The organism is Pseudomonas sp., from assembly GCF_049653025.1.
In the GTDB taxonomy this organism is placed as follows: domain Bacteria; phylum Pseudomonadota; class Gammaproteobacteria; order Pseudomonadales; family Pseudomonadaceae; genus Aquipseudomonas.
On the sequence record NZ_JBASFM010000017.1, the window covers coordinates 165,074 to 177,013 of the forward strand.

Consider the following 11,940-nt stretch of genomic DNA (forward strand, 5'->3'; position numbering starts at 1 on the left):
GGTTCGGCAGTTGCTGCCGGATCGAGCGTGTCGGGCTGCGACCCAGCAGCTGTTTCGTCATCAGTGAATTGGCGTACCACTCACTTGCTTGCGGTGGTCTGCGGCGCGGTTTCAAGGCTGCTGAACTGGTCCTTGGCAAACACCACCTTGCCGCCCACCAGGGTCAGCAGCACCTGGTTACGCGCCAGTTCAGCCTCCGGCACCTGCATGAAGTTCTTGTCGAGGACGATCAGGTCGGCGAACTTGCCAACCTCGACCGAGCCGACCGCTTTATCCAGGCGCAGCTGCTCGGCGGCGTTGAGGGTGATCGCGCGCAGCGCGGCACTGCGCGACAGCGCCGGGTCGGCGTTGAGACGGGCGGCGTAGTCGGGGCCATAGCTGTGTGGGTTAGTGGGGTCGCCGGCACGGGTGACGCCGACCTTGAGGGCGAGGAACTGGTCGAGTGGATCGACCGGCCAATCGCTGCCAAAGGCGATGCGCCCGCCTGCGTTCTGAATGCTGCCGGAGGGTTCCATGCGCGCGAAACGCTCAGCACCAATATGGTCGTCGGTACCGTCGACCGAGAACGGTGCCTGCTGGCCCCACTGCAAGGACATGGTGGCGCTCACGTCGAGTGCCTTGAAGCGGGCGTAGTCGGCTGGATCCACCGTCTCGGCATGGGCAATGGCCGGGCGGATGTCGGTCTCCGGCAGTTGCTGACGCAGGTAGGCGAAGCCGTTCAGCGACTCGCGCACCGCGCGCTCGCCGGTGGCATGCAGGTGCGGGTCGAAGCCGGCCTTCACCGCCTCAAGCAGCAATGGATTGAGCACCTTGGCGGAGTAGTACAGCTCGCCGAGGTTTTTACTCGGCACCCACTTGGGCGCGGCGTCACTGCCGGCATTCTGGTTATAGGGGGTCAGCAGCGCGCCAGTATCGGCCGGGGCGTTGATGATGCCGTCCATAAACAACTTGACGTGGCGCATGCTCACCCCGGGGCTCACCTGCAGCGCGCCCTGGTCGTAGGTCTGCGCCAGGGCCTTGGCCTCGGCAATGGTCTTGACCGGGTCCGCGGCGGCGGCCGGGTCCAGCTTGATCGACAACAGGGCGCGGGCGCTCAGCTCGCCCGACTGCTGCAGGCTGCTGAAGGCCTTGGCATTCTCCGGCCCGGACAGGGCGTCGAAGAAGCTGGTGATGCCTTGCTGGCGCATGGCGTCCAGGGCACGGCGGATCTGCACCAGCTTCTCCGCATCGGTAACCGGTGGCACGGCCATGGCGATAATTTCGGCGGCACCGTCCTCGCTGATGCCGGTGGGGTTGCCGGCGCTGTCACGGGCGAACTTGCCGCCCTCGGGATCGGGGGTAGCCTTGCTCACCCCGGCCAGTTCCAGGCCGCGCGAGTTGGCCAGTACGGTGTGGAAGTCGGTGGAGCGCACCTGGATCGGCCGGTCGGTCTTCAGCGCATCCAGGGTCGACTTGTCGGGGTCGCCGTCGAGGTTGTTCATGCCCATGCGATCCCAGCTGCCCACTTCGAGCCAGACATCGGGGCCCTTGTCCTTGCTGGCATCCAGGCAGGCCTGGATGGCTTTCTGGAAGTCGGCCTTGGTCATGGCCTGGTACTTCAGGTCGCACAGCGACAGCGCGCGGCCGCCGTCGCCCGGATGCATGTGAGCATCGACGAATCCGGGCATCAGCATGCGCCCACCCAGGTCGACCTGCTGGGTCTGCTTGCCGATGTAGGCGGCGGCACCTTTATCGTCGCCGACATAGACGATCTTTCCGGCGGCCACGGCCACCGCCTGCTGCACCGAGTCCTGGCCATCGACGGTGTAGACGAAGCCGTTGCGCAGCACCAGGTCGGCCGGTGGCGTGCTGGCGGTCTGGCAACCGAGCAGGGCCAGGGTCGAGAAGGTCGTGCTGGCAAGCGCTATGGATAATCTGGAGAGTTTCAAATTCTGCACCTCTGTGAGTGTTCAGTACGTGATCCGAAGCGACCACCGCGCCTGCCTTAGCAGGCTGGCCCAGCCTAGCGAGCCGAAGCCAGCTATGGCCCTCTACAAATGAGGGGGGGCAACACGATTACTCGCCCTCTGTCGCAGGTGGACCTGACCTGGCTCGGCCGCCAGCGACAGGCGCAGGATGGAACCCAGCTCGACCTTGCTGCGCACGCCCAGATGCAGGTAACAGTTGCGTAGGTAGGTGCGCACCGTGGCTGGGCTCAGGGCCAGCATCCGGGCGATTTCCTTGTACGAGTGACCGGCGGCGAACAGCATGGCGGCGCTGCGCTCGCGCGGTGCCAGGGCCGTGCTGCGCGAGGGCGTCTGCAGCGCCAGCAGCACCTGCTCGCCGACCCGCGTCAGGGTCAGCGTCGCCCGCCCCAGGCGCACCACGCAGGGTGCCTTGGGCAGTTGCTCGATCAGCGCGGCGGGCAGCAGCGAGCCATGCCAACCGGGCTCCGCGCCGGCAATCCTGTTGCACAACCGGGCACCGATATACAGCAGGCTGCCGTCCAGGCAGGCCACTGCGAAATCACTGGCACCGGCGCAGGAGGCCAGGCGCTGCATGTCCTGCACCTGAAAGCGCCAGAGCTGCAACAGGTGCTCACAGAAGGCGGCAAACAGGTTGGCCTGGCTGTCGCTGAAGGCCTGATCCGCCACACCACGGTAGAGGCAGACGAAGAACATCAGGCCGCTTTCGGGCAGCTCGAAGGTGATGCACAACAGGTGGTAGAGATCATGCCGGCGAGCGAAGGCGTTTACCGCGGCGCAGGGGTCACTGAAACCGCTGGCGCGCACTATCTCCCCCGGGCGATTCAAGGTGCCGTGGGAAAACTGATCATTGCCGGCGACCTGGTGCCACTCGGCGGCGAACGAGGCGCTCAGGTTGATCCGCCCGTGCATCCAGCTCTGTGGCGGCGCGCTGTCCTGCGCCTGGGACATCTCGCCCCACCAGGCCGACGCAAAGGGCACCAGCTCGGCGAGGGCCTGCAGACCCTCGGCGATGAACTGCGAAGCGCCACGCTCACGGGTGAGGCGTCCCAATTGCAGCAGGCACAGGTTGAAGGCCTGCAGGCTTTCCATCGATTGGCCCGCGCCGTACTGGATCATCGCCACGCCCTCATCACACAGCGGGCGGGCGGTGACACTGGAAAGGTGCTGTGCATGGCTGACTCCTGGCTCAGGCGCGATAGAACACATCGTCGGCGTAGGGGTACCACCACGACTGAATCTGCGGCTGGTGGTCGATGATCACCATCTTCGAGCGGCGGAATGCATCCAGACCCTGACGGCCCAGTTCGCGGCCCATGCCAGACATCTTCCAGCCGCCGAAAGGCAGCGCGTCGTTGTCGATCAGCGGGTTGTTGACCCAGACCATGCCGGCTTCCAGACGGTCGGCAGCCTCCATGGCCTCGGCGAGATCCGTGGAGAACAGCGAGGCACCGAGGCCGAACGGCGAGTCGTTGGCCAGGCGCACGGCTTCATCGAAGTCGGCGACCTTGCAGATCGCCGCCACCGGGCCGAAGCACTCCTCATGGAAGATCTTCATGCTGGCGTTGACGCCGGTGAGGATGGTCGGCTCATAGAACCAGCCGCAGTCCTGTCCCGGCGGAATGCGCCCGCCACACACCACCGTCGCGCCCTTCTCGACCGCATCGGCGACCAGGAGCATGACCTTGTCGCGCGCGGCCTGGCTGACCAACGGGCCTATTTCGCTGTGCTCCAGGCCATGGCCAATACGCAGTTGGCGAGTCTTTTCGGCGAAACGGGCGACGAACTCATCGTGCACTTCATCGACCACGAAGAAGCGCTCGGCCGAGGTGCAGATCTGCCCGGTGAGGTGGAAAGCCGCGGTCACCGCGCCGGCGGCGGCGACTTCTAGCGGCGCATGCTTGCTGATGATCATCGGGTCGCTGCCGCCGGCCTCGATCACCGCCGGTTTCATCCGTTCGGCACAGGCCACCGCCACCGCCTTGCCGGCGGCGACGCTGCCAGTAAAGGCCACTGCATGGGTACGCTCCGACTGCACCAGCAGCTGCGCGGTCTGCGCGTCCCCCGGCACGCAGGACACCAGCCCCGCCGGTAGCGCGCGGAAATACTGCATGAACTTGAGAGTGCACAGGCTGGTGCTTTCCGCCGGTTTGATGATGCAGGCATTGCCGGCGGCCAGGGAGGCCGCGACTGTCCAACACATCAGCAGAATCGGGAAGTTGAACGGCATGATGTGCACGCTGACGCCGTAGGGCTCATAACGCACGTGCTGGAAGGAGCCGATCTGCGTGGTGCCGGCGACCTTGCCGGCTTCGTCGCGGGCCATCTCGGCGTAGTAGCGGAATATCGGCGCGCAGTTGGCCAGCTCGCCCATGGCCTCTGGAAACGGCTTGCCCATTTCCAGAGTCATCAGCCGCGCTGCTTCACGGTTGCATTCCACATCGCTTTCGATGGCATTGGCCAGACGGTGCAACAGCGCCGCGCGGCTCTTGGCATCGGTCTGACGCCAGCCCTGCTGCGCGGTATTGGCCGCGTCGATGGCGGCCTGCACGTCGGTCGCATCGCCGAGGCCGATGGTGCCAACCCGCTGCAGGGTCGCCGGGTCGAAGATCTCGCGCAGGCGCTGAGTGGCCGGTGCCTGGTAGTCGGGGCTGATAAAGCGCAGCGGCGTGTCGCAGGTGAAGGTGCTCATGGCATTTCCTAAGGCAGTCAAAGGGGGCGGCCGCGCAGTACGGCAATCGCGCTGGCCGGCAGAGCGTCGCTCCAGGGCGCGAGTTGCTGGTCGAGAAAATCGCGCAGCGGCTGCAGCGCAGGATGATCGAGGGCCTGACAAAACAGACCGAGGGTGCGCGGCAAATGGTCGAGGTAGCCGAGCTTGCCGTCGCGCTGGGCCAGGCGCACGAAGATGCCGAGCACCTTGGCGTGGCGCTGGGCGGCCAGCACCGCGTAGTCGGCCATAAAGCGTTCGGCGTCCAGCTGCGGGCGCTGCGCCAGGTAGCGTTGCAGCAGGCTGGCGCGCAGCGCGGCCGGTACGTCACGACGGGCGTCTTCCAGCAGCGACATCAGGTCGTAGGCCGCCGCGCCCTGCAGGGCATCCTGGAAATCCAGCAGGCCGCAAGCGGCCACCCCGCTACGGCCTTCCAGCAGCATCAGGTTGTCGACATGGAAGTCGCGCAGCACCACGGCCTCGCGGCGTTCGGCCACCGCCGCGCAGAGCCCGCCGAACAGCTGCAGATAGTCCGCACGCAGGGCACTGGCGCGTTCGCGGCCGACCAGCAGTGGCGCATACCAGTCGATAAACAGGCCGAACTCCGTCGCCAGGCGCTCCGCGTCGTAAGCCGGCAACGCTGAGCCATGGCTGGCCGGTGCCTGGTGCAGCTGCACCAGGCAATCCACCGCCAGTTCGTACAGCGGCTGCTCGGCATGCCCGGCCGCCAGCAGGCGGGTGTAGGTGGCGTGGCCGAAGTCTTCAACCAATGCCAGCCCTGCCGCCGCATCGGCCGCCAGCACCCGCGGTGCCGACAAGCCCAACAGGCGCAGCAGCTCGGCGACCTGCAGGTAAGGCGCGAGCGGCTCACTGGCCGGCGGCGAGTCCATTAGCAGCAGGCCGGCACCGTCCAGGCGGAAATAGCGGCGCGCCGAGGCGTCCGCCGGCAACGCTCGCACCGGCGTGGCAGCATAACCATGCAGAGCGAGGAAAGCGGCGCGCGCGTCGTCGGCTGCGGCTTGAGTAGACAGGGCTTGGTTCATGTCATCACCGGATCATGTAGACCTTTTTCACCGTCTCGTGGACGGTGCATACGCCTTTCCAGTCCTTGGGGAAGAAGGCGGCGGTGTCCGGGGTGACCTCGATCACCTCGCCCAATTCGTGCACGTAGGTGCAGCGACCTTCGAGGAAGTGGCAGAACTCGTCGTTGGTCACGTGGCAGAACCACTTGCCTGGCGTGCAGTGCCAGATGCCGCATTCAGACTGGCCCTCAGGCCCCTTGTGCAGCACTACGCCACTGATGTGCGACTCGCCTTCGAGCATGGTCGGGATCACGCCCCAGTCCTTGAGCTCGGTGACCTGCAGGGGGCGGTAGATAACGGGGGTTTTCATGGTCGAACTCTCACTTATCAATAGGGCCGCACCTGCGCAGGTGCGGCGGAACAGGCAGGCCTCAGGCCAGCATATAAAGGTTGCGCAGGGTCTCCTGGACCTCGCACTCGCCGGTCCAGCCGGCGGGGAATAACACCAGGGTCTCGGGACCGACCTCGATCACCTCGCCGTTGTCGTGGCGATAGATGGCGCGGCCGGCCACGAAATGGCACAGTTCGTCACGCGGGATCGACAGCCGCCAGATGCCGGGAGTGCACACCCACACCCCGGTTTCCGGGCTGTTGTTCGGCCCCTTGAACAGCAGGCGGCCGCTGGAATGCGACTGGCCGGCGATGGCATCGGCCTGCACGCCCCAGTCGACCAGGTCGTTGTAATCGCAGGCAGCAGTGATATGTGGCGCACTGGAATCGAGGCGGGCTTCAGGCATTGTTCAGAATTCCATCAAGAATATTGGCCGCGTCTTGCGGGCCATTGCGTGAGGTCATGTGGGCGCTGGCGCGCTGCAGGCGTGCAGCCATGCTGGCGTCGCTGACACACAGCACCAGCTTCTCGGCCAGCTCTGCGTGTTCCCAGTTGCTGCGGTGCATGCGCAAGCCATGGCCGCTTTCCTCTGCACGCATGGCGTTGTCGTGGCCATCCCAGACGTAGGGCATGACGATGGCCGGTTTGCCGAAGTACAGGCACTCGGTGAAGCTGTTGTTGCCGCCGTGATGGATCACCGCGTCGACCTGGGCGATGACCGAGGGCTGCGGATACCAGTTGGAGACAATCACGTTGTTCGGCAGCTCGCTGTACTCCTCCAGATGCTCGCCGACATTGAACAGCGCGCGGTACGGCAACTTGCCGATGCTGGCAATCAGGCGCTTAAGCAGGCTGACGTCGCCCGAGCCCAGACTGCCGAAGCTGACGTAGAGCAGCGGCTTGTCGTTGTTGGCGCGGAACTCGGGAATCTCATAAGCCTTGTCCTGGCGCACGCAGCCTTGCAGGTAGTGGAAGCGCCTGGCCGGCAGCGGAAAGCGGCGCTCGAACTTGACCGGGTCCGGGTAGAGCAGCAGGTTCATCCAGGGCGACTCTTCGAAGAAGGTGCCCAGCGGATAAGGCCGCTCGCCGCACTCGGAGAGGAACTGGTTGAAGTCGGCATGGATCGGCGCGATCACTTCCTCGAATTTCGCCCTGAAGCGCACGTGCCCAGCCTTGTCGTCGATGCTCATACCCGACAGATACGGCGGGATATCCGGGTCTTCGACCTCGTTCTCCGAGCAAGAGATGATCCGTACCCACGGCTTGCCGTATTGCTTGATGGCCGGGAAGAGGATGACGTTGTCGACGCAGATCAGGTCCGGTTTGATCCGCTCGAGAATCGCCGGCAGTTCCTTTTCCGCCCACTTGCTGGTCTCGACTATGGCCGCCCAACACTCCTTCACATAGTTGTCGAGCTGGTCGATCGGCTCCTTGCCGAAGTTCGGAATGTGGCCGTTGATAAAGTCGCTCCAGTAGCGCGCCATCTCCTCGGCGGGCATCGGCTCGGACATGTTCACGTAGTGTTCTTCGAAGCCGTAGGCCGAATACACCCCAGTCATGCCTGGATCTGTGAGGAATACCGCCTTGTGCCCCAGCGCTTCGCACGCCTGGGCGATGCCGACGGAATTGAGCGCCGGGCCGTAGGCGGCCTCGGGGAAGAAGGCGATGACTTTGCGTTCACTCATGGTCTGGACTCCCGTTGTTCTTGTTGTTCTTGTTTGTTCTGTGCGGCTTAGCAGGCCAGCACGCGCGCATGCTGGGCATTCCAGCCCAGGCGGATCGGCATGCCGGTGGTGAAGGTGGTGAATTCGTGCTGCGAGGACGGCACCCGTACGATCAACGGCTTGCTGGAGACCGGCGTGTGCACGTGCAGGTTGGTGTCCAGGCCGTGGTAGGCAACCTCGACCACCCGGCCGTCGACTTCGTTGTCGCAGCGCGGCGACTCGCCGCCGAGCACCTGCAGGCGCTCCGGGCGCAGGGCCAGGGCGACGTTGCCGCTGACCAGCGCGGCGGTCGGCTCGATCTTCAGGCGATGCCCGCCGGCATCGACCTGGTCGTTTGATATGCGCTGGCCTTCGATCAGGTTGCTGACGCCGATAAAGTCGGCGACGAAGCGGCTGCGCGGGTTCTCATAGATGTCGTTGGGGCTGCCGCACTGGCTGACCTCGCCGTCCTTGAGCACGGCCATGCGATCGGCCATGACCAGCGCCTCCTCCTGGTCGTGGGTGACCATGATGAAGGTGATGCCGCTCTCGTGTTGCAGGCGCTTGAGCTCCAGCTGCATCTTGCCGCGCAGCTTCTTGTCCAGCGCGCCCAGCGGCTCGTCCAGCAGCAGCACCCGTGGCCGCTTGATAAGCGCCCGGGCCAGGGCCACGCGCTGGCGCTGGCCGCCGGACAGCTGGTCCGGGCGACGGCGGGCGAAGTCGCGCAGCTGCGCGGTCTCCAGCATGGCGTCGACACGCTGGGCAATCTCGTCTTTGGGCAGGCGCTCCATCTCCAGGCCGTAGGCGATGTTGTCGCGCACATTCATGTTGGGGAACAGCGCGTAGGACTGGAACATCAGGTTCAGCGGGCGCTGGTTGGCCGGCATCGGCGAGATGTCGCGGCCGTCCAGGTAGATGCTGCCGGCGGTTGGCGTCTCGAAGCCGGCGAGCATGCGCAACAGGGTGCTCTTGCCGCAGCCGGAGGGGCCGAGCAAGGCGAAGAACTCGTTCTCGCGGATGCTCAAGCTGACGTCTTTCACGGCCATACCCTGACCGTAGGACTTGCTGACCTTGTCCAGAACCAGCACCGGAGCGTTATTAGTCTTCATGCTTGCTGTGCACCTTGTTGAGCCGCTGGGAAGCGAACAGCGCGGTGAAGCTGACCAGCATCACCAGGGTCGCCAACGCGTTGATTTCGGGGGTGACGCCGAAGCGGATCATCGAGTAGACCTGCATCGGCAAGGTGGTCGAGGCGCTGCCCGAACCGGAGTTGAAGAAGGCGATGATGAATTCATCGACCGACAGGGTGAACGCCAGCAACCCGCCCGCCAGCACGCCGGGGAAGATGCTCGGCAGCAGCACCCGGCGCAGGGTGGTCGGCCAGTTGGCACCGAGGTCGATGGAGGCCTCGAGGATCGAATAGTCGAAGTGCTTGAGACGGGTACGCACCACCGCGCAGACGAAGGCGATGTTGAACACCACGTGGCTCAAGATGATCGAGTGCAGGCCCAGGCTCATCTTCAGCAGGTTGAAGAAGCTCAGCAGGGCGATGGCCAGGACGATGTCGGGAATGATCATCGGTGCCATCAGCAGGGTGTCGGCCAGGTTGCTCGCCTTCGCCGCATTGCCGCTGGCGTGGCTGCGCAGCTCCACCCCCAGTGCCAGCAAGGTGCCGAGCACGCAGGCCAGGCTGGTGGAAACCAAAGCGACGATCAGGGTGTTGAGCGCCGCATGCTGGATCGCCTGGTTGGCGAACAGCGCGCCGTACCACTTCAGCGACGCCCCGCCCCAGGCGGTGGGCAGGCCGCTGGCGTTGAACGACAGCAGGATCAGCACCAGGATCGGTATATAAAGGAAGGCATACACCAGCCACAGGTGGCTGCCCAGCAAAACAGCCGGCGCGTTACGCATGGCGAGCCCCCTGGGCGCGGCGCGCCAGCATGGCCTGGATAAACAGCAACAGCAGCATGATGGCGATGAGGAAGAAGCTCAGCGCCGAGCCGAACGGCCAGTCACGGGCGGTGAGGAACTGCGAATAGATCAGGTTGCCAACCATCAGCACCTGCTTGCCACCGAGCAGGTCGGCGGTGATGAAATTACCGATGCTGAGGACGAAGACGAACACCGCGCCGGCGGCCACGCCGGGCACGCTGAGCGGCAGGATGATGCGGCGGAAGGTGGTCAGGCCTGAGGCACCGAGGTCGCTGGAGGCTTCCCACAGTTCGCCATTGATCCGCGACAGCGAGGAGTAGATCGCCAGGATGACGAAGGGGATGTAGTTGTAAACCAGCCCCAGGATCACCGCCGACTCGGTGTAGAGGATATTCAGCAGCTCGCCGTACAGGCCCATGGGCTCGAGCACGCCGGCGATCAGGCCCTTGCGGTTGAGCAGGACGATCCAGGCATAGGTGCGGATCAGGTAGTTGCTCCAGAACGGCAGCATCACCAGAAACAGGTACACCGCCTGCCGCTGCCGCGGGGCGCGGGCGATAGCGTAGGCCGCCGGGTAACCGATCAGTACCGCGTACAGAGTGGCTAAGCCTGCGATCTTCGCCGAGCGCAGGAGAATCTCCAGATACAGCGGGTCGAGCGCGCGCTGGTAGTTGTCCCAGGTGAAGACGTAGTCGATACCACCGTAGGCACCGCGCTCAAGAAAGCTATAAACCAGTACCAACAGGCACGGCAGCAACAGAAACAGGGCCAGCCAGCCCAGCGCGGGCAGCAACAGCCAGGCCGACAGCCGCCTGTCAGCGTGCAAAACACTCATTTAAAGGATCTCGAAATGCGGGGGATTGGGTAGCCAGTTTTTCTGGCTACCTATTCATAAATATCGAGGACTTCTGGGCTAGAGCCAGACAAGGCGAAATCGGGGTGAGAAGCGCAGCGTACTCAAGTACGTGAGCATTCGAGCTCCGGTTTCAACGCCGTATGGCCGACGCCCAGGAGGCCGTCAGTCTTGTGCCGCCATGATTTCGGTCACCGCGCGGGTATAGGCCTTCTGCGTGGCGCCGCCGACATCACGCAGCAACTCCTGCTTGACCAGCTCCGCCGGTGGCGTAGTGAGGTTCGGATACTGGCTCAGCAGTTCCTTGCCCAGCCCTTCCATGGCGGCCTGATTGGGCACCTTGTAGAGGATGTTCTCGGCGACCCAGGCGTGGTTTTCCTTGGCCAGCATGAAGTTGACGAACTGGTAAGCCGCGTCGAGGTTCTTCGAGCTCTTCAGTACCACCATGGTGTCGACCCACAGGTCGGAACCTTCCTTGGGCACCATGAACTTGATGTCCGCATTGGCCTGGGTGCCGTAGTTGCACCAGCCATCCCAGGCGTGCGCCATCAGCGTCTCGCCGGAAGCCAGCTTGGAGTAGAAGGTGGTGTCGTCGAAGGAGAGGATGCGCTTCTTGGTTTCGATCAACTGATCGCGCACGGTCTTGATGTGCTCCGGCTGCGCCTCGTTGACGCTCCAGCCGTTGGCCAGGAAGCCGGCGCCGAGCAACCAGCGATCGGTGGCCAGCAGGGTGACCTTGCCCTTGACCGCATCGCTCGGCTTGAGCAGGTCGCCCCAGCTCTGCGGCGCCTGGCTGAGTTTGTCAGCGCGGTAGCAGATGCCGGTGGTGCCCCAGGTATAGGGCACGGAGTAGCGATTGCCGGTGTCGTACGCCAGGACCTGCGCCTCGGGGTAGAGGTTCTTCAGGTTGGACACCTTGATCGGATCGATATCGGCCAGCAGCCCCTGCTGGTGCAGGACTTCGGCAAAGGGTGAGGAGACGAACAGCACGTCGTAGCCTTCGCCACCGGAAGCCATGACCTTACCCATGATTTCTTCGTTGGTGGCATGCAGCGACTTGTCAGCCTCGATACCAGTGGCTTGCTGGAATTTCTCCAGGGCATCCGGGGCCATGTAGCCGTCCCAGATGGAGATCACCATATCCTTGGCACTAACCAATGGCGCAGCCATGGCAGCGGACAGGGAAAGACTTGCGCACAACAGGGTTCTGCTGGTTTTCATTTGGCACACCTAACGAACGATTGATTGTTGTTGTTTTCGAAGGCAGCTGAAGCGATGTTACATGTCTTTTTTTTCGAATAAATACCACACGAAACATTAAGTCAACAATTTTCTGTTTCTTGTTGGAGGGGTCGCTGCTGTGGCATA

Annotated in this window: 11 protein-coding genes; all 11 read right to left on the reverse strand. The window is 64.1% G+C overall.

Annotated features, from left to right (window positions below; translation table 11 throughout):
• Nucleotides 1-80 precede the first annotated feature (80 nt).
• The 11 genes from WBK23_RS14665 to WBK23_RS14715 all read right to left on the reverse strand — a co-directional run bounded on the left by WBK23_RS14665 (nt 81) and on the right by WBK23_RS14715 (nt 11,793).
• Nucleotides 81-1,928, reverse strand: a complete 1,848-nt coding sequence (locus WBK23_RS14665; protein WP_424484667.1) for an amidohydrolase — start codon at nt 1,926-1,928, stop codon at nt 81-83.
• Nucleotides 1,929-2,030: 102 nt separating this feature from the next.
• Nucleotides 2,031-3,083 (reverse strand): response regulator transcription factor, encoded by a 1,053-nt coding sequence (locus WBK23_RS14670; RefSeq protein WP_424484668.1) that lies wholly within the window; start codon nt 3,081-3,083, stop codon nt 2,031-2,033.
• A gap of 70 nt (nt 3,084-3,153) precedes the next feature.
• Entirely contained in the window at nt 3,154-4,656 is a 1,503-nt protein-coding gene (locus tag WBK23_RS14675; RefSeq protein WP_424484669.1) for an aldehyde dehydrogenase family protein, read from the reverse strand.
• A 17-nt stretch (nt 4,657-4,673) separates the two neighbouring features.
• A complete protein-coding gene (locus tag WBK23_RS14680) occupies nt 4,674-5,714 on the reverse strand; it encodes an aminoglycoside phosphotransferase family protein (RefSeq protein WP_424484670.1) in 1,041 nt (346 codons plus the stop codon).
• A 4-nt stretch (nt 5,715-5,718) separates the two neighbouring features.
• On the reverse strand, nt 5,719-6,063 hold the full coding sequence (locus WBK23_RS14685; RefSeq protein WP_424484671.1) for a cupin domain-containing protein: 345 nt from the start codon (nt 6,061-6,063) through the stop codon (nt 5,719-5,721).
• 61 nt (nt 6,064-6,124) lie between these two features.
• Nucleotides 6,125-6,490 carry a cupin domain-containing protein gene (locus WBK23_RS14690; RefSeq protein WP_424484672.1) on the reverse strand — a complete coding sequence of 122 codons (366 nt, stop codon included), beginning with the start codon at nt 6,488-6,490 and terminating at the stop codon, nt 6,125-6,127.
• The gene (locus WBK23_RS14695) at nt 6,483-7,769 is read right to left on the reverse strand and encodes a nucleotide disphospho-sugar-binding domain-containing protein (RefSeq protein ID WP_424484673.1); all 1,287 of its coding nucleotides are present in this window, start codon (nt 7,767-7,769) and stop codon (nt 6,483-6,485) included. The genes WBK23_RS14690 and WBK23_RS14695 overlap by 8 nt, the downstream gene beginning before the upstream one ends.
• A gap of 47 nt (nt 7,770-7,816) precedes the next feature.
• On the reverse strand, nt 7,817-8,896 hold the full coding sequence (locus WBK23_RS14700) for an ABC transporter ATP-binding protein (RefSeq protein ID WP_424484674.1): 1,080 nt from the start codon (nt 8,894-8,896) through the stop codon (nt 7,817-7,819).
• On the reverse strand, nt 8,886-9,698 hold the full coding sequence (locus tag WBK23_RS14705; RefSeq protein WP_424484675.1) for an ABC transporter permease: 813 nt from the start codon (nt 9,696-9,698) through the stop codon (nt 8,886-8,888). Before WBK23_RS14705 ends, WBK23_RS14700 begins: the two co-directional genes overlap by 11 nt.
• Nucleotides 9,691-10,554 (reverse strand): ABC transporter permease, encoded by an 864-nt coding sequence (locus WBK23_RS14710; RefSeq protein ID WP_424484676.1) that lies wholly within the window; start codon nt 10,552-10,554, stop codon nt 9,691-9,693. Before WBK23_RS14710 ends, WBK23_RS14705 begins: the two co-directional genes overlap by 8 nt.
• Before the next feature lie 183 nt (nt 10,555-10,737).
• Nucleotides 10,738-11,793 carry a polyamine ABC transporter substrate-binding protein gene (locus tag WBK23_RS14715; RefSeq protein WP_424484677.1) on the reverse strand — a complete coding sequence of 352 codons (1,056 nt, stop codon included), beginning with the start codon at nt 11,791-11,793 and terminating at the stop codon, nt 10,738-10,740.
• Nucleotides 11,794-11,940: the final 147 nt, after the last annotated feature.

Excerpts from the sequence above, each read along its gene's own strand:
- WBK23_RS14670 (WP_424484668.1), bottom strand. The coding sequence starts at position 3,083 with ATGATCCAGTACGGCGCGGGCCAATCGATGGAAAGCCTGCAGGCCTTC.
- WBK23_RS14675 (WP_424484669.1), bottom strand. The coding sequence starts at position 4,656 with ATGAGCACCTTCACCTGCGACACGCCGCTGCGCTTTATCAGCCCCGAC.
- WBK23_RS14680 (WP_424484670.1), bottom strand. The coding sequence starts at position 5,714 with ATGAACCAAGCCCTGTCTACTCAAGCCGCAGCCGACGACGCGCGCGCC.
- WBK23_RS14685 (WP_424484671.1), bottom strand. The coding sequence starts at position 6,063 with ATGAAAACCCCCGTTATCTACCGCCCCCTGCAGGTCACCGAGCTCAAG.
- WBK23_RS14690 (WP_424484672.1), bottom strand. The coding sequence starts at position 6,490 with ATGCCTGAAGCCCGCCTCGATTCCAGTGCGCCACATATCACTGCTGCC.
- WBK23_RS14695 (WP_424484673.1), bottom strand. The coding sequence starts at position 7,769 with ATGAGTGAACGCAAAGTCATCGCCTTCTTCCCCGAGGCCGCCTACGGC.
- WBK23_RS14700 (WP_424484674.1), bottom strand. The coding sequence starts at position 8,896 with ATGAAGACTAATAACGCTCCGGTGCTGGTTCTGGACAAGGTCAGCAAG.
- WBK23_RS14705 (WP_424484675.1), bottom strand. The coding sequence starts at position 9,698 with ATGCGTAACGCGCCGGCTGTTTTGCTGGGCAGCCACCTGTGGCTGGTG.
- WBK23_RS14710 (WP_424484676.1), bottom strand. The coding sequence starts at position 10,554 with ATGAGTGTTTTGCACGCTGACAGGCGGCTGTCGGCCTGGCTGTTGCTG.
- WBK23_RS14715 (WP_424484677.1), bottom strand. The coding sequence starts at position 11,793 with ATGAAAACCAGCAGAACCCTGTTGTGCGCAAGTCTTTCCCTGTCCGCT.